Source organism: Cupriavidus necator, from assembly GCF_013141915.1.
Lineage (GTDB): Bacteria > Pseudomonadota > Gammaproteobacteria > Burkholderiales > Burkholderiaceae > Cupriavidus > Cupriavidus necator_B.
The window spans coordinates 426,855-443,947 of the sequence record NZ_SROX01000002.1; the positions used below are offsets into that span (position 1 = coordinate 426,855).

The following is a 17,093-nucleotide window of genomic DNA, read 5'->3' on the forward strand; positions in this document are numbered from 1 at the left end:
CCCATCGACTCATGACGGCGCGGCGTACCCTGCAGCACTCCGCCGGCTGTCAGCGCTGGCAGTTGGGGCAATAGAAGGTAGAGCGCTGGCCCTGCACGATCTGGCGCACCGGCGTGGCGCAGACCCGGCACGGCAGGCCGGCGCGATCGTAGACAAAGCAGTCCAGCTGGAAGTAGCCGCTGGCGCCGTCGCTGCCGACAAAATCGCGCAAGGTGCTGCCGCCGCGTTCAATGGCCTGCGCCAAGGTGTCGCGCACGGCTTGCGCAAGCCGCTCGCAACGCGCGCGGCTCAGGCGCCCGGCCGGGGTGGTCGGACGGATACCGGCGCGAAACAGGCTTTCGGACGCGTAGATGTTGCCCACCCCCACCACGATGGCGCCAGCGAGCAGCACGGTCTTGATCGCGGCACTGCGGCCGCGCGTGTGGCGGTGCAGCCAGGCGCCGTCGAAGGCAGGATCGAAAGGCTCGATGCCGAGGGTGCTCAGCAGCGGATGCGACGGCAGTTCCGCCTCCGGCAGCGTGGTCCAGAGGATGGCGCCGAAGCGGCGCGGATCGCGAAAGCGCAGCACGATGGTGCCAGGCTGCTGGCCTGGCACTGCCCCGGGCGCGGCGTCGAGCACCAGGTCGAAGTGATCGTGCACGCCCGGCGGCGGTGCCTCGGGCAGCACCCGCAGCGTGCCCGTCATGCCGAGGTGCACCAGCAGCCAGCCCGCAGGCTGCGCCGCGTCGGGACTGACGCATTCCAGCAGCAGATACTTGCCGCGGCGCTCGATGCGGCGCACCACGCGCTGGGCCAGGCTGGCCTCGAGTTCCGTGTCGACCGGCCAACGCAGGCCGCGGTGGCGCACCGTGACCGCGGCGATGCGCCGCCCCACCACATGCGGCAGCAAGCCGCGCCGGGTCACCTCGACCTCAGGCAATTCAGGCATCGAACCTCTCCGTTGGTTACCGCTCAAAACTGCTGCAGCGCCTGCCGGCGCCGGCCTGCGGCGGCAAGCAGCGCATTGTAGCGGCAGGCTACAATGCCCTTATCAATGCGCAATCTCCCATCCTTCGCCAGCGCGCGCCGGAGCACTCAATACATGTCGGACCTGATGCCGGACCTGATGCCGGACTCCACGTTGCCAGCCACCACGGGCGGCGGCCTGACCACATCGCCGGGGGGCGCCAACTCGCGCACGGCGCGCCGTGCCAGCCGCCTGGCCCACTGGTGGCAGGCTCCCCAGCGCCATGCGCGCGCGCTCGCCGCCGGCGCCCTGCTGGCTGCGGCGGCAAGTGCCACCCACGCCGCGCCCGCCGTCGGCGCGGGTGCGCTGCCCATGCTGCAACTGGCCGCGGCGGACACCCCCGCGGCCAAGCCGGCGCGGCCGGCATTGCCATCGCTGGAACTGACCGACGATATCGTCTATATGGTGCTGGCCGCCGAGATTTCCATCCAGCGCGGCCTGGTCGGGCCGGCCTACCGCACTTACCTCGAACTGGCGCGCCAGACCCGCGACCCGCGCTTCGCCCAGCGTGCCACCGAGATCGCCTTCAACGCGCGCATCCCGCAGCAGGCGCTTGACGCTGCACGCCTGTGGAAAGAGATCAGCCCGGCCTCGCCCGCGGCCGGCCAGGTGCTATCGACCCTGCTGGTGCTCAACGGCCGCTGGGACGACGCCCGCCCGCTGCTGCAGCAACAACTGGCTGCGGTGCCGGCCGGCCAGCGCGGCGAGGCCATCCTTCAACTGCAGCAGCAGCTGTCGCGCACCAGCGATCCGGCCGGCGCGGCCACGCTGCTGCAGGACCTGACCCGCAACGAAGTCAAGCTGCCGGAAACCCAACTGGCACTGGCGCGCGCGCGCGAAGTCGCCGGCGACGAACCTGGCGCGCTGGCCGCGCTCGACCAGGCCTTGCGGCTGCGGCCCGGCTATGAAGCGGCTGCGTTGATGTCGGCAGAATTGCGCGCCGAGAAGCAACCTGACGAAGCCGTGGCGGTGCTCAAGCGCTTTCTGGAAAAGTCGCCCGAATCGGTCAACGGCCATATCACGCTGGCGCGGCTGTACCTGCTGAAGAACGACATGCCGGCGGCTCGCCAGGAGTTCGAGACGCTGCGCAAGGTGGCCCCCGCCGACCCGCGCGTGCCGCTGGCACTGGGCTTGACCAGCCTGCAGGCCAGGAACCTGGGCGAGGCCGAGCAGTACCTGCAGGAATACCTGCGGCTGGTCGAAAACCAGCCGAGCGCCAATCCCGATATCGCGTATCAGTACCTGGCGCAGATCGCCGAGGAACGCAAGGACTACGCGGGCGCGATCCGCTGGCTCGATCGCATCGAGGACATCCGCCTGGCGCCGGCGGCAACCGCCAAGCGCGCCCAGTTGCTGGCGCGCATGGGCAAGCTCGATGACGCGCAGGCGCTGTTCGGCGAGATGCTCAGCGACGCCGAGGATATCTCCGACCCCGGCCAGCGCTCGCAGCGCGTGACCGCCATCCGCCAGGCCGAAGTGGCCACGCTGATGGAGAACAAGGCCTACGACCGCGCCCGCAAGGTGCTGAACGACCGCGTCGCGGCGGAGCCCGACAACGCCGACTGGATCTATGAGCTGGCCATGCTCGACGAGCGCCAGAAGCGCTACGCCAGCATGGAAACCGGCCTGCGCCGCGTGATTGCGCTGCAGCCGCAGCAGAAGCAGGGCTACAACGCCCTCGGCTATTCGCTGGCGGACCGCAACGAGCGCCTGCCCGAGGCACTCAGGCTGCTGGAGCGCGCCTCCGAGCTGGGACCGGACGATCCGTACATCATGGATAGCCTGGCCTGGGTCAAATTCCGCATGGGCGACCTGCGCCCGGCGGCCGACCTGCTGCGCAACGCCTATTCCAAGGCCCCCGAGGCCGAGATCGGCGCGCACCTGGGCGAGGTGCTGTGGCACCTCGGCGAGCACGACGAGGCCCGCAAGACCTGGACCGAGGCGGTGCGCATCGATCCCGAGAACGAGACCCTGGTCGACACGCTGCGCCGCTACAAGGTTAACGTGCAGCAGTCAAAGTAAGCCCGCGCGCCGCAGCCCGCAAACGGGGCCCGCGGCGCCGGATCCCCGTCAGCCGGCGGCCGCCGCGCCGCCGTCCTCACGACCACGCCCATGAACCGATCCCGACGCCTGGCGCTGCTTTGCCTTGGCGTGCCCCTGTTGCTGCAGGCGTGCGCCAGCGTGGCGCCGTCGCGCAGCTTTGATGTCGACCACGATGCCGCCAGCCAGCATTACACCGGCCGCTTCTCCGCCAACTACGTGCGCTACGGGCGCGACGAGGGCGTGCAGGGCAGCTTCCGCTGGGAGGAGCAGGGCCGCAACGTGCGGCTGGACCTGGTCTCGCCGCTTGGCCAGACCCTGGCCGTGGTCACCGCCACGCCCTCGGGCGCCACGCTCGATCTGCCCAACCAGCCACCGCGCAACGCGCCCGAGGTCGATACCCTGATGGAGGAAGCGCTGGGCTTTGCGCTGCCGGTGGCCGGCATGCGCGACTGGCTGCACGGGCGCCCCACCCGGGGCACCCCGGCACGCGCCACGCGCGACGAGCAGGGCCGGCTGGCGACGCTGGCGCAGAACGGCTGGACCGTGCGCTACGTCGCCTGGCAAGACAGCGCCGCGCCGACGCCAGTGCCGCGCCGCATCGACCTGGCGCGCGACGCCGGCAGCAATCCGCTGTCGGTGCGGCTCGTGATCGATCCCTTGACACCATGAACCGCGCCACCCGCAGCAGCCATCCCCTGCCCCCGCCCGAACTGCGCGACTGCCCCGCGCCGGCCAAGCTCAACCTGTTCCTGCACGTGACCGGCCGCCGCGCCGACGGTTACCACACGCTGCAGACCGTGTTCCAGCTGGTCGACTGGTGCGATACGCTGCATTTCCGCCGCCGCGACGACGGCGTGGTCGCGCGGATCACCGAGGTGCCGGGCGTGCCGGCCGAAACAGACCTGGTGGTGCGGGCCGCGCGCGCCCTGCAGGCCGCCACCGGCACCACGTTCGGCGCCGACATCGCCATCGACAAGGTGCTGCCGATGGGCGGCGGCATCGGCGGCGGCTCTTCCGACGCCGCCACCACGCTGCTGGCGCTGAACCACCTGTGGGGCCTGGGGCTGCCACGCGCCGAACTGATGCGGATCGGGCTGACGCTGGGCGCCGACGTGCCGGTGTTCGTGCTCGGACAGAACGCCTTTGCACAGGGCATTGGCGAGGACCTGACTCCGGTCGAGCTGCCCGACAGCTGGTTCGTGATCATCCATCCGAAGCAGCATGTCCCCACCGCTGAAATTTTTTCGGACGCGTGCTTGACAAGGGATACGCCGCTCTCCATAATTGCGGTCTTCGCTGCTCGTGCAAACAAATTCGATTTCGGTCGCAACGATCTGGAACCGATCGCAACAGCGAAGTTCGGCGAAGTCGCCCGAGCCCTGGCATGGCTGAAGCAACACAATCAGCATGCCCGGATGACCGGATCCGGAGCCTGCGTGTTTGCGCGTTTTCCCGACGCAACGACAGCGCAGCAGGTTTTGGAAAGGTTGCCGCCCGCATGGGATGGCAGGTGTGTGAGAAGTCTGGCACAACACCCGCTCGCGACGTTCGCATAGCAAGTTTTCGTTCGGCGCGGTATGACACTGTCACATGGCAGTCTGGTACCACGAAGAACGGCCCGGTTGTGTAGGGGAGTCGCCAAGTTGGTCAAGGCACCGGATTTTGATTCCGGCATTCGAAGGTTCGAATCCTTCTTCCCCTGCCATTACTTCCTATAGTGTCCTAACGGAACACGATATCTTCCAAGTCACCGGCTTCGCCGGTGACACCAAGCTCCCCCAGCAGCAAGACAGGTGCCCCGAATGAGCAGCGAAGGCTTGATGGTATTTACCGGCAACGCCAACCCCAAACTCGCGGAGGCTGTCGTACAGCACCTCGGCATTCCGCTAGGCAAGGCCCAGGTTGGCCGCTTCTCCGACGGTGAAGTCCAGGTCGAAATCCAGGAAAACGTTCGCGGCAAGCACGTCATCGTGCTGCAGTCCACCTGCGCGCCGACCAACGACAACCTGATGGAACTGATGGTGATGGTCGATGCGCTCAAGCGCGCTTCGGCACGCAGCATCACCGCCGCCATGCCCTACTTCGGCTATGCCCGCCAGGACCGCCGCCCGCGCTCGGCGCGCGTCGCGATCTCGGCCAAGGTGGTGGCCAACATGCTCGAGGTCGCTGGTGTCGAGCGCGTGCTGACGATGGACCTGCACGCCGACCAGATCCAGGGCTTCTTCGATATTCCCGTCGACAACATCTACGCTTCGCCGGTACTGCTGGGCGACCTGCGCGAGAAGAACTACGGCGACCTGCTGGTGGTCTCGCCGGACGTCGGCGGCGTGGTCCGTGCCCGCGCGCTGGCCAAGGAACTGAACTGCGACCTGGCGATCATCGACAAGCGCCGTCCCAAGGCCAACGTGGCCGAGGTGATGAACATCATCGGTGAAGTCGACGGCCGCAACTGCGTCATCATGGACGACATGATCGACACCGGCGGCACGCTGTGCAAGGCCGCCCAGGTACTGAAGGAGCGCGGTGCGCTGAAGGTCTTCGCCTACTGCACGCACCCTGTGCTGTCGGGCGGCGCGGCGGCCCGCATCGCGGATTCGGCACTGGACGAAGTGGTGGTGTGCGACACCATCCCGCTGTCCGAGGAAGCTGCAAAGTGCACCAAGATCCGCCAGCTCTCGACCGCCCCGCTGCTGGCCGAGACCTTCACCCGCATCGTCAAGGGCGACTCCATCATGTCGCTGTTCGCGGGTTCCTGATAGAATCTTTGGCTTTACTGCGTTGATCGCCCTGGTTTGGCGGTCAACGTGACCTGATCGGCGCATGGTTTGCTGATTTGCGCCGCAACGAGGCTGTCTGGTCGCGGACAGCCTTCTTACTTTTTGGAGTCATCATGAAAGTTGTCGCTTTCGAGCGTAGCGTACAGGGAACGGGTGCGAGCCGCCGCCTGCGCAATTCGGGCAAGACCCCCGGCATCATCTACGGCGGCGCCGCCGAGCCGAAGATGATCGAACTGGATCACAACGCGCTGTGGCACGCCCTGAAGAAGGAAGCGTTCCACTCGTCGATCCTGGACCTGGAAGTGGCCGGCAAGAGCGAAAAGGCCCTGCTGCGCGCATTCCAGATGCACCCGTTCAAGCCGCTGGTGCTGCACGTTGATTTCCAGCGCGTGTCCGCCAACGACAAGATCCACGTCAAGGTGCCCCTGCATTTCATGAACCAGGAAGTCGCTCCTGGCGTGAAGCTGGGCCACGGCATCGTCAACCACATCGTGAACGACCTGGAAGTGTCGTGCCTGCCGGCCGACCTGCCCGAGTTCATCGAAGTGGACGTCGGCGCGATGGAGCTGGGCCAGACCCTGCACCTGTCCGACCTGAAGCTGCCGAAGGGCGTGACCGTGATCACCCACGGTGACGACAACCCGGCCATCGCCAGCATCTCGCAACCGGCTGGCGCCGTGTCGGAAGCTGCCGAAGGCGGCGAAGCCGCTGGCGAAACCCCGGCTGCCTAAGCTGCCGCAGCGGTGGCGGCCCGCGGGCCGCGCCACGAAGAAACCGCCGCTCTTGCGGCGGTTTTTTTTCGCCCGGCAGCGGACTGCCGGTTTTTCGGTATCCTTGGCGCCTGTGGCGCAGTCCCGCGCGCCAACGACCCAGTCAAACGCATGATCAAGCTTATCGTCGGCCTCGGCAATCCCGGTGCGGAGTACGAGGCCACCCGACACAACGCCGGCTTCTGGCTGGTGGACCAGCTGGCCCGCATGGGCGGCGCCACGCTGCGCGTGGAGGGCCGCTTCCATGGGCTGGCCGCGCGCGCCCGGCTCTGGGACCAGGAGGTCTGGCTGCTCAAGCCGTCAACCTTCATGAACCGCTCCGGATTGGCGGTGGTATCGCTGGCGCGCTTCTACAAGATCCTCCCCGACGAGATCGTGGTCGTGCATGACGAGATGGACCTGCCCGCTGGCGCCGCCAAACTCAAGCGCGGCGGCGGCGCGGGCGGCCACAACGGTCTCAAGGACATCTCCGCCCACCTGACCACGCAAGACTACTGGCGCCTGCGCCTGGGCGTGGGCCATCCGCGCAATGCGCCCGGCGGTGCCGGCGCGGGCCGCGAGGACGTGGTGAACTTCGTGCTCAAGCCGCCGCGGCGCGAGGAGCAGGAAGCCATCGATGCCGCGATCGACCGCTGCATCGAGCCGCTTGGCCTGCTGGCCCGCGGCGACGCCGAGCGCGCCATGGCGCAGCTGCACACCACGCGCTGACCACCGCAGGGCATCCACGCATATTCCTGCGACATCAGCATGAAAACGGGCCGCATCCGCGGTCCGTCGTCGTTTGGCCGCACCAGTCTGCTGTTGCAGACATGGTGTCATCAAAGTGCCATGGGCGGCACCTACATTGCGGGGTTTCCAATCGCGTCGGTATCGCATGGTTGCCGATGCGCATGACATCCCACAGGAGGAAAGCCCATGTCGTACCTGACCGACGAAGCGCGCGCCGCAAGCCGCGCCGCCAAGCCCGACGTTGACGTGCCCGGCCAGAGGCTCGAGGATATCGTCGCCGCCAACCCGGCCCGCCGCCGGGTGCTGCGCGGCGGCCTGGGCCTGTCGCTGGTCTCGGCGTTCGGCAGCGGCCTGCTGGCCGCCTGCGGCGGCGATGACGATCCCGCTCCGGCGCCCGCACCCGCCCCGGCTCCGGCTCCGGCTCCGGCTCCCGCGCCCGCCCCGGCACCGTCCCCGGCCACGCCGAGCTACGAGGTCACCTTCGAGCCGATCGCCAAGTCCACCGCCGATACCGTGGTGGTGCCCAGCGGCTACAGCGTCGACGTGCTGTTCTCCGCCGGCGACCCGGTCGAAGCCGGCGCCACCGGCTATGCCGGCGCGTTCCAGTCGTCGGCCGAGACCGAGCGCCAGGCCGGCGGCAACCATGACGGCATGCACTACTTCGCACTGCCCGGCGTCGACCCGCAAAAGGGCGGCCTGCTGGCGATCAACCACGAGCTGCCGGACTACAACATCCTGTTCCCGACCGCCTACGTTGCCGCCACCGCAAGCCCCGAGCAGAAGCGCATCGCCCTGTCCGCGGTGGGCATCTCGGTGATTGAAGTGGAACTGGCCGCCAGCGGCAAGTGGCAGGTCAAGCGCGACTCGGTCTACAACAAGCGCTACACCGGCAACACGCTGTACCGCGTCGGCGGCCCGGCGGCGCCGGTGGTGGGCGCGACCGTGGTCGGCATGCTCAACAACTGCTCGAGCGGCTATACGCCGTGGGGCACCTACCTGACCTGTGAAGAAAGCACTGACAACTACATCGACCCGACCCAGGCCGAAAACGGCTATGGCTGGGTGGTTGAGATCGACCCGTACGGCACGTTGGGGGCGCCGGCCAAGCGCACCGCCATGGGCCGCTTCGACCATGAGAACGTCGCCTTCATCACCGATGCCAGCCACAACGTCGCCTTCTACATGGGCGACGACGGCACGCCGGGCTGCATCTACAAGTTCGTGCCGAGCAAGGCGTTCGACCCGAACAACCGTGCCGCCAACGCCAACCTGCTCGACAGCGGCACGCTCTACGTGGCGAAGTTCAATGCCGACGGCAGCGGCCAGTGGATCGAGCTGGCGCAAGGCAAGAACGGCCTGACGGTCGGTGCCTCGGACCCGGGCAACTGGACCCAGTCGGCGGTATCGCCGGCGCCGACCACGGTGGACTTCGCCACCCAGGCAGACGTGCTGATCAACACCAAGTCTGCCGCGCGCGTGGCCGGCGGCACGCTGATGGACCGCCCCGAGTGGATCACCGCCGCACCGGACAACACGCTCTACTGCACGCTGACCAACAACGGCGGCCGCCAGCAGACCGACGCCGCCAACCCGCGCAAGAACAACCTGCACGGCCATATCGTCAAGTGGAATGAAGCCGGCAATTCGCCGCTGGCCACGACCTTCACCTGGAGCATCCTGCTGCAGGCCGGCGACCCGTCGCTGGCCACCGACAACCTGAAAGGCAACATCAACGGCGACACCTTCTCCAGCCCGGACGGCCTGCGCGTCGACCCGAAGGGCCGCCTGTGGGTGCAGACCGACTCGAGCACCAGCGCCACCTACACCGGTACCTTCGGCAACAACAGCATGTACTACATCTCGCCGACGGGCCAGTCGAAGCGCTTCCTGGCGGGCCCGACTGGTTGCGAGATCACCGGCATCGCCTACACGCCGGACCTGACTACCTGCTTCATCAACATCCAGCACCCGACCGGCAAGTGGCCGGACGCGGCCAAGCCGCCGCGCTCGTCCACCATCGTGGTGCGCCGAGCGGACGGCAAGCCGATCGGCGCCTGACCGCGCAGTGCAGTAGGCAGTAACCGTAGTAATTGGGGAAAGGTTAAGCCCCCGTCACCTTGCGGTGCCGGGGGCTTTTTTTGCGCGGCGGAAGCGGTGCAGCGCGTGCCAGGAGTCAGGCCGCGTGCCGGGCCGCCGTCAGCAGCCGGTACCGCTGCATCAGGACCTCATGGGTCTCGACGCGGTTCGGATCCTTGGGAATGCAGGCAACCGGGCAGACCTGCTGGCATTGCGGCTCATCGAAATGCCCGACGCACTCGGTGCACTTGTTGGGGTCGATTTCATAGATCTCGGGCCCCATCGAAATGGCTTCGTTCGGGCACTCGGGTTCACAAACGTCGCAGTTGATGCAGTCGTCGGTGATCATCAGCGCCATGGTGTTTCCTTCCTGCGGACACGCCCGCGCCCGACTGGCCGCGGTCTGACGTGTCTGAAGCCGTATTTTATTCCGGTTTGGCGATTTTCTCTTGCAGCCAGCGCTCCACCGACGGGAACACGAACTTGCTGACGTCGCCCCCCAGCACCGCGATCTCGCGCACGAAGGTGCCGGAGATGAACTGGTACTGGTCCGACGGGGTCAGGAACATGGTCTCCACGTCGGGCAGCAGGTAGCGGTTCATGCCCGCCATCTGGAACTCGTACTCGAAGTCGGACACCGCGCGCAGGCCGCGCACGATCACGCGCGCATTGTTCTTGCGCACGAAGTCCTTGAGCAGTCCGGAAAAGCCCTCGACCCGCACGTTGGGATAGTGCCCGAGCACTTCGCGGGCGATGCTGATGCGCTCTTCGAGCGAAAAAAACGGGCGCTTGTTGGGGCTCTGCGCCACGCCGACCACCAGTTCGTCGAAGATATTCGACGCACGGCGGACCAGATCCTCGTGTCCCCGGGTCATTGGATCGAAGGTGCCGGGATAGACCGCGCTGACCATACTTCCTCCTTGATCTGCCCGCTGCCGGCCCTGGATGGGCCGCCGCTTGCGCCGGCCGGGCCGGCGTGGGTGCTGCGTCGCGAGCGTTGTGACAGCGGCGTAGTGTAACCCTAAATGCCCCGCCAGGAAGTCGCGGGAGGCACCGTTTTGCGGCAGTGCAGCTAAGAATCGGTTCCGCAATCAGGAAGGGGCCCTTCCCGGTTTTGGAACCGCGACGCCAGGCGCGGTGCCGCGCACCGGCGAATCAGGCTGGATCAGGCCGCGCCGTTGCCCGGCACACGGTGCTGCAGCAGGTGGAAATGGACCGCCCCGGCGCGCGCGTGCCGCACGATCTCGAGCGCTGCCGGCACCGGCGCATCGGCGCCGGTCAGCGGGTGGTCGGTCTCGACATAGACCGCCCCGCCCGGCCGCGACAGCCGTGCCGCGTGCGCCAGCGACGGGCCGATCCAGTCCTCGGCGAAGGGCGGGTCCAGGAACACCACGTCGAAGCTGGCATCCGGCAGTTGCGCGGCAATGGCAAAGGCGTCGCCTTGCAGCACCCGCACCTGCGGCGCCTCGAGACGGGTCAGGTTATCGCGCAATTGCCGGGCCACGCGCGCATTGGATTCGACCAGCGTCACCGCGGCGGCACCGCGCGAAGCAGCCTCGAAGCCGAGCGCGCCGGAGCCGGCGAACAGATCCAGGCATTCCAGCCCGGACAGGTCCTGGCCCAGCCAGTTGAACAGGGTCTCGCGCACCCGGTCAGGCGTGGGGCGCAAGCCCTGGGCATCAGGCACCGGCAGCAGCGTGCGCTTCCAGCGTCCGCCAATGATGCGGACCTGAGCGGGTGCCTGGCGCGGCACCGGAGACACGGGAGATCGCCCGCGCGGGGCGGGCGAGGGCAAGCGGGAACGCGAATTCATGCCGTGATTGTAGAGCCTGCGGCGCGGTCCGCCGCAAGCGATGCCGCCGTCGCCGCCGGCATCACTGCCGGGCAGCCGTGGGCGCGGCGCCGACCGGCCCGCCGACGATCACCGTGGCCATGTTGTCCGGGTGCACATGGCGCTGGAACGCCGCCCTGACCTGTTCGCGCGTGACCTTGCCAATCTGCGCGGTCCAGGTATCGAGGTAGTCGAGCGGCAGCCCGTACCAGCCGATATTGGCCACGTTGGTCAGCAACTTGCGGTTGTTGTCGATGCGCAGCGGAAAGCCGTTGACCAAGTTGTCCTTGGCCGCGCGCAGCTCCTTTTCGCTCGGGCCTTCGGCGACAAAGCGCGCCAGCACCTGGCGCACCAGCGCCAGCGCTTCGTCGGTCTGCGTCTTCTTGGTCTGCAGGCTGATGCCGAACGGCCCCGGCTGCTTGGAGGGCGCGAAGTAGCTGTCCACGCCGTAGGTCAGGCCGCGCTTTTCCCGCACTTCGTCGGTCAGGCGCGAGCTGAAGCCGCCGCCACCCAGCACATAGTTGCCCACCAGCAGGGCGAAATAGTCCGGGTCGCCCCGCGCGATCGCCGGCTGGCCCAGCGCCACGCTGGACTGCTGCGCCGGGTGCGGCAGGCGCTGCTCGCTGGGCGCGATCTTCAGCCGCACCTGCGGCAGCGCTGGCGCGGCGCTGCCTGGCGGCAGCCCGCGCGTCAGCTGCTCGGCGATGGCCTCGGCCTGCTTGCGGTCGACCGCGCCGATCAGCGTCACCACCGCGCGCTGCGCGCCATAGTTGTCGCGCCAGAACCGGACGATGTCGTCGCGCGTGATCGACGCCACGCTGTCCGGGGTCGCGGCAACGCCGTAGGGATGGTCGGGATACATGGCCCGGGCCAGCGCCTTGTCGGCGATTACGCCAGGCTTGGTGTCGGCTTCGCGGATGGCGGTGATAAGGCGCTGCTTCTCGCGCCCGACCACGGCGTCCGGATAGGTCGGCGCCTTGATCAGCTGCGCCGCCAGCGCGACCGACTGGTCCAGCTCCGGCTGCGCGGTCAGCGTGCGCAGCCCGATGCCGCCGCGGTCGCCGCCGGCCGCGCCGCCAAAGGCGGCACCGGTATCGGCAAAGGCATCGGCAATCTTCGCCTCATCGCGCGCCGGCTGGCCGTCCTGCGCGGCGGCGCCCTTGTCCAGCAGGGCCGCGGTCAGCGTGGCCAGCCCGGCCTTGCCCTGCGGGTCATAGCGGCTACCGGCGTCGAAGTCGATGTTGATGTCGAGCATCGGGATCGACGGGCTATGCACGAAGTACACCCGGGCACCCGTGGACGCGGTCCAGTGTTCGATCGGGATCGCTGCCTGCGCCAGCTGCGCGGCCAGCAGCAGGGCGGCACCCAACGCGGCGCCGGCAAGTTTGCGCAGCGAGCGCGGGGCGGAAGTGACGGACTGGGTCATCGCCTTGTTCTCAGTGGCGCAGGCCCGAAGGGGCCTGGGACTTGGGCTTGTTCGGATCGATCGGCTGCGGCACCAGCGTGGCCACGGTCAGGTTGTCGTCATTGAAATACTTGGCGGCGACGGCCTGCACCTGAGCTGGCGTGACGGCCTTGATCTTGTCGAGCATGCGGTCGATCTGGCGCCAGGAGATCTCCGAGATCTCGGACACGCCGATCTCCATGCCCTGGCCGAATACTGAATCGCGCTTGTAGATCTGGCCGGCCACCACCTGCGCCTTGACCCGCTTGAGCTCTTCGGGCGACACACCTTCCCTGGCGATGCGCTCAATCTCGGCGCGCAGCGCGCGTTCGATCTCTTCGGTGTTGTGGCCCGCGGCCGGCGTGCCGTCAAGCACGAACAGCGACTCGCCGCGGTTGATGCTGTCGTAGCCGACATTGACGTCGTCGGCCAGGCGCTGCTGGCGCACCAGTTCGCGCGTCAGGCGCGCGTTGTCGTAGCCGTTGAGCACGGCCGACAGCACCTCGAGCGCATAGGGATCGACGTCTTTCTCTACGTCACGCAGGCGCGGCACCTTGTACGCCATCACCATGTACTGGTTTTCAGCGGGCGCCTTGACCCAGATGCGCTTGATGCCCTTCTGCGCCGGCTCTTCCTGGTCCTTGCGCGGCGGCAGCGCGCGCGGCTTGAGCTTGCCGTAGTAGCGCTCGGCCAGCGCACGCACTTCGTCGGCCTTGACGTCGCCGGTGACGATCACCATGGCGTTGTTGGGCACGTACCAGTGGCGGTACCAATCCTTGACGTCGTCCACGCGCATGTTGACCAGGTCGTCCATCCAGCCGATCACCGGGTGGCGGTAGGCGGCGGCGGTGTAGACCGTGGCCAGCAGCTGCTCGTAGACCGTGCCGCGCGCGGAGTCGTCGGTGCGCAGGCGACGTTCTTCCATCACCACCTTCATCTCGCGCTCGAACTCATCCTTGGTGATGACAACGTTGGCCATGCGGTCGGCTTCCAGCTCCATCATCTTCGGCAGGTACTGCTTGCCGATCTGCTGGTAGTACATGGTGAAGTCGCGATTGGTCATGGCGTTCTCGCGCCCGCCCAGGGCCGCCACCTGCTTCGAGAATTCGCCCACCCCAACCTTGGGCGTGCCCTTGAACATCATGTGTTCGAGCATATGGGCCACGCCGGTGGTGCCGCTGACTTCGTCGATGCCGCCGACGCGGTACCAGACCTGGTGCGCCACCGTGGGGGCGCGGTGGTCTTCCTTGACGATCAGCCGCAGTCCGTTGGACAGGCGGTATTCGGTCGTGCCTTGCGCGGTCGCGCCGGCCGGCGCGGTCTGCGCGCCCGGCATCGGCGAGGCCACCACGCCTTGTGCCGCCGCCGGCATGGACCAGGGCAGCGCGGCCACGAGCAACGCGGGAATGACTCGCCGCGCCAGCCGCGCTGCGTTTGCGGATAAGACCTGGAAAGGTGATGCGTGGCGCCGGATGCGCGCTTGGACGCCGGCTTCGGCGCCTGGTGCGCCCGCTGTGGTCAGGACAGCGCAATGGTTCATGCGACCCCGTCTGCTAGAATTTTGCCGATCGATCCGCGTGCGCAAACGCCGCGCGCGAATCCGCCGTGTAGTAAACCCATGTAGCGAACTATACGCAATCGCCGGCCGGGACCACAACGGTTTCTCCCCAGCCATCGCGAAGCCTGCGTAACCCCTTGATTAATCACCGGTTGCCTGTTGGCATTGGCAGCCGCCAGGGTTTCGGCCCCGATATTGACCCCGTTCCCCAATGTTTAGTTTCTGGAAGAAGCGCAAGGCCGAGCCGGCGCCCGTCGAGGCGCCCATCGAGGCGCCAGTCGCGGCGCCCGCGCCAGCGCCGGCCCCCGCTCCGGAGGTGCCCGCTCCCGCTCCGGCGCCAGCCCCGACGCCAACGCCCGCGCCGGTTCCGGCATCCGTGCCGGTGCCGGTCCCGGTGCCGGCGCAAGTGCCCCCGCCCGCGCCGGCGCCCGTGGCCGCCGCAATCCCGGTGCCCATGCCGGCCGAGTCGCTGGAACTGGTGCCGCCCCCGGCGCCCAGCGCGGAAGCCCGGCAGGGCTGGATGCAGCGCCTGCGCACCGGCCTGTCCAAGACCAGCCGCAATCTCGGCACGCTGTTCGTCGGCGTCAAGGTCGACGAGGACCTGTTCGAGGAACTGGAAACCGCGCTGCTGATGGCCGACGCCGGCGTCGAAGCCACCGAGTACCTGCTGGGCGAGCTGCGCAAGCGCGTCAAGGCCGAACGCATCGAAACCGCCGACGGCGTCAAGGCGGCCCTGCGCGAGCTGTTGACGCAGCTGCTGCGCCCGCTCGAGAAAACCATGGCGCTGGGCCGCGAGCAGCCGCTGGTGATGATGATCGCGGGCGTCAACGGCGCCGGCAAGACCACCAGCATCGGCAAGCTGTGCAAGCACTTCCAGCGCTATGACCAGAAAGTGCTGCTGGCCGCCGGCGACACCTTCCGTGCCGCCGCGCGCGAGCAACTGACGATCTGGGGCGAACGCAACAACGTCACCGTGGTGGCCCAGGAAAGCGGCGACCCCGCGGCGGTGATCTTCGATGCCGTCAACGCGGCCAAGGCGCGCGGCCTCGACATCGTCATGGCCGACACCGCCGGGCGCCTGCCGACCCAGCTGCACCTGATGGAAGAGCTGAAAAAGGTCAAGCGCGTGATCAGCAAGGCCATGCCGAGCGCGCCGCACGAGGTGCTGCTGGTGATCGACGCCAACACCGGCCAGAACGCCCTGCAGCAAACCCGCGCCTTCGACGACGCGCTGGGCCTGACCGGGCTGATCGTGACCAAGCTCGACGGCACCGCCAAGGGCGGCATCCTGGCGGCGATCGCGCGCCAGCGTCCGGTGCCGGTGTACTTCATCGGCGTGGGTGAAAAGGTCGAAGACCTGCAGCCATTCAGGGCGGACGAGTTCGCCGAGGCGCTGCTGGGTTAAATCCCGTCATGCTCCACGCAAAACGCCCCGGCAGTGCCGGGGCGTTTGTGCTTTGCGGCTTGCCGGCGGCTAGTCCGCGTCAGGCTGCGACTTCGGCTCCGCCTTCTGGAACGCCGGCAAGGCCATGCAGGATTCGAAGACCTTCGCGATCGCCGGATAGCGGGTCACGTCGATATTGAAGCGCTGCGCGTTGAACACCTGCGGCACCAGGCACAGGTCGGCCAGCGTGGGCGTGTCGCCGAAACAGAAGCGCCCGGCCTTGCCGTTGCGCTCAAGGTTGGCTTGCAACGAGGCGAAGCCCAGTTCGATCCAGTGGCGGTACCACGCATCCTTGACCTCGTCGGTCACGCCGACCGTGTGCTTCAGGTACTTCAGCACGCGCAGGTTGTTCAGCGGATGGATCTCGCAGGCGATTTCCTGCGCCAGCCCGCGCACATAGGCGCGGTCCAGCGCCGTGCCGGGCAGCAGCTTCGGCTCGGGGTGGACCTCGTCCAGGTACTCGATGATCGCCAGCGACTGCTGCAGCACGTGCTCGCCGTCGGCCAGCGCCGGCACCAGGCCGTCCGGGTTCACCGCGCGGAACTCGGGCTTGAGTTGCTGGCCGCCTTCCTTGATCAGGTGCACCGGCACGTAGTCATAGGACAGGCCCTTGAGCTCCAGCGCAATACGCACGCGATACGAGGCCGAACTGCGGAAATAGCTGTAAAGCTTGAGCATCGGTTCAGACTACCTTGATGATGAGATCGCCCACGCCGCCGACGTGGCACCGCATGACATCGCCCTTGACCACCGGGCCCACGCCCTCGGGCGTGCCGCTGAAGATCAGGTCCCCCGGCTGCAGCTCGAACAGCTTCGACAGGTACGACACCATCTCCGGCACCGACCAGATCAGGTCCGACAGGTCGCCGCGCTGCTTTTCCGCGCCGTTGACCGACAGCGTGACCTCGCCCTTTTCCGGATGGCCGATGGCCGAGACCGGCACGATCGGGCCGATCGGCGCGGATTTGTCGAAGGCCTTGCCGGTCTCCCACGGGCGGCCGGTCTTCTTCGATTCGTTCTGCAAGTCGCGGCGCGTCATGTCCAGGCCCACGGCGTAGCCGAACACATGGCCGGCCGCCTGTTCGACCGGGATATCGCGGCCGCCCTTGCCGATCGCCACCACCAGCTCCACTTCATAGTGGCAGTTGCTGGTGCCTGGCGGGTAAGGGAAGGCGCCTTCGGTGCCGTCGGCGACATAGCTGACCGCATCGGACGGCTTGCAGAAGAAGAACGGCGGCTCGCGGTCGGGGTCCGAGCCCATTTCCCGGGCGTGGGCGGCATAATTGCGGCCGACGCAGTACACGCGCCGGACCGGGAAACTGGCGTCGCTGCCGCGCACAGGCACGCCAACGGGCGCGGGCGGGGCGAACACGAATTCGGTCATGCATCTCTCCAGATAGTTCTGATCGGTGCTG

The 17,093-nt window shown here is 67.8% G+C and carries 16 protein-coding genes and 1 tRNA gene; 9 read left to right on the forward strand and 8 right to left on the reverse strand.

Annotated features, from left to right (window positions below; all coding sequences use genetic code 11):
* Positions 1-49: 49 nt before the first annotated feature.
* A complete protein-coding gene (mutM, locus tag E5S69_RS06940) occupies positions 50-928 on the reverse strand; it encodes a bifunctional DNA-formamidopyrimidine glycosylase/DNA-(apurinic or apyrimidinic site) lyase (protein ID WP_171514274.1) in 879 nt (292 codons plus the stop codon).
* A gap of 153 nt (positions 929-1,081) precedes the next feature.
* On the opposite strand from mutM, the gene E5S69_RS06945 reads away from it, so the two are divergent.
* The 8 genes from E5S69_RS06945 (at position 1,082) to E5S69_RS06980 (ending at position 9,383) form a co-directional block, all read left to right on the forward strand.
* Positions 1,082-3,028: a tetratricopeptide repeat protein gene (locus E5S69_RS06945; RefSeq protein WP_171514275.1), complete on the forward strand. Its 1,947-nt coding sequence runs from the start codon at positions 1,082-1,084 to the stop codon at positions 3,026-3,028.
* 90 nt (positions 3,029-3,118) lie between these two features.
* The gene (gene lolB, locus E5S69_RS06950; RefSeq protein ID WP_171514276.1) at positions 3,119-3,718 is read left to right on the forward strand and encodes a lipoprotein insertase outer membrane protein LolB; all 600 of its coding nucleotides are present in this window, start codon (positions 3,119-3,121) and stop codon (positions 3,716-3,718) included.
* A complete protein-coding gene (gene ispE, locus E5S69_RS06955) occupies positions 3,715-4,605 on the forward strand; it encodes a 4-(cytidine 5'-diphospho)-2-C-methyl-D-erythritol kinase (protein ID WP_171514277.1) in 891 nt (296 codons plus the stop codon). The genes lolB and ispE overlap by 4 nt, the downstream gene beginning before the upstream one ends.
* Before the next feature lie 72 nt (positions 4,606-4,677).
* Positions 4,678-4,754: transfer RNA gene (locus tag E5S69_RS06960), tRNA-Gln, on the forward strand.
* 97 nt (positions 4,755-4,851) lie between these two features.
* Positions 4,852-5,805: a ribose-phosphate pyrophosphokinase gene (locus E5S69_RS06965; protein WP_171514278.1), complete on the forward strand. Its 954-nt coding sequence runs from the start codon at positions 4,852-4,854 to the stop codon at positions 5,803-5,805.
* Positions 5,806-5,939: 134 nt separating this feature from the next.
* Positions 5,940-6,557: a 50S ribosomal protein L25/general stress protein Ctc gene (locus tag E5S69_RS06970; protein WP_171514279.1), complete on the forward strand. Its 618-nt coding sequence runs from the start codon at positions 5,940-5,942 to the stop codon at positions 6,555-6,557.
* Between the two features lie 150 nt (positions 6,558-6,707).
* Positions 6,708-7,304 (forward strand): aminoacyl-tRNA hydrolase, encoded by a 597-nt coding sequence (pth, locus tag E5S69_RS06975; protein WP_171514280.1) that lies wholly within the window; start codon positions 6,708-6,710, stop codon positions 7,302-7,304.
* A 207-nt stretch (positions 7,305-7,511) separates the two neighbouring features.
* On the forward strand, positions 7,512-9,383 hold the full coding sequence (locus tag E5S69_RS06980) for a PhoX family protein (RefSeq protein WP_171514281.1): 1,872 nt from the start codon (positions 7,512-7,514) through the stop codon (positions 9,381-9,383).
* A gap of 115 nt (positions 9,384-9,498) precedes the next feature.
* Here the strand turns inward: E5S69_RS06980 and E5S69_RS06985 are convergent, their stop codons facing one another.
* The 5 genes from E5S69_RS06985 to E5S69_RS07005 all read right to left on the reverse strand — a co-directional run bounded on the left by E5S69_RS06985 (position 9,499) and on the right by E5S69_RS07005 (position 14,216).
* Positions 9,499-9,759: a YfhL family 4Fe-4S dicluster ferredoxin gene (locus E5S69_RS06985; RefSeq protein ID WP_012351650.1), complete on the reverse strand. Its 261-nt coding sequence runs from the start codon at positions 9,757-9,759 to the stop codon at positions 9,499-9,501.
* A 67-nt stretch (positions 9,760-9,826) separates the two neighbouring features.
* Positions 9,827-10,312, reverse strand: coding sequence for a pantetheine-phosphate adenylyltransferase (coaD, locus tag E5S69_RS06990; protein WP_092307516.1), 486 nt, complete (start codon positions 10,310-10,312; stop codon positions 9,827-9,829).
* A 254-nt stretch (positions 10,313-10,566) separates the two neighbouring features.
* Positions 10,567-11,214, reverse strand: coding sequence for a 16S rRNA (guanine(966)-N(2))-methyltransferase RsmD (gene rsmD / locus E5S69_RS06995; protein ID WP_171514282.1), 648 nt, complete (start codon positions 11,212-11,214; stop codon positions 10,567-10,569).
* Positions 11,215-11,275: 61 nt separating this feature from the next.
* Entirely contained in the window at positions 11,276-12,658 is a 1,383-nt protein-coding gene (locus tag E5S69_RS07000; protein ID WP_171514283.1) for a M16 family metallopeptidase, read from the reverse strand.
* Between the two features lie 10 nt (positions 12,659-12,668).
* On the reverse strand, positions 12,669-14,216 hold the full coding sequence (locus E5S69_RS07005; RefSeq protein WP_171514284.1) for a M16 family metallopeptidase: 1,548 nt from the start codon (positions 14,214-14,216) through the stop codon (positions 12,669-12,671).
* A gap of 229 nt (positions 14,217-14,445) precedes the next feature.
* Between E5S69_RS07005 and ftsY the strand changes: the two genes are divergently transcribed.
* The gene (ftsY, locus tag E5S69_RS07010; protein ID WP_171514285.1) at positions 14,446-15,639 is read left to right on the forward strand and encodes a signal recognition particle-docking protein FtsY; all 1,194 of its coding nucleotides are present in this window, start codon (positions 14,446-14,448) and stop codon (positions 15,637-15,639) included.
* Positions 15,640-15,708: 69 nt separating this feature from the next.
* On the opposite strand, the gene maiA is transcribed toward ftsY, so the two are convergent.
* On the reverse strand, positions 15,709-16,356 hold the full coding sequence (gene maiA / locus E5S69_RS07015; protein ID WP_171514286.1) for a maleylacetoacetate isomerase: 648 nt from the start codon (positions 16,354-16,356) through the stop codon (positions 15,709-15,711).
* Between the two features lie 4 nt (positions 16,357-16,360).
* Entirely contained in the window at positions 16,361-17,062 is a 702-nt protein-coding gene (locus E5S69_RS07020; RefSeq protein WP_171514287.1) for a fumarylacetoacetate hydrolase family protein, read from the reverse strand.
* Positions 17,063-17,093 lie beyond the last annotated feature (31 nt).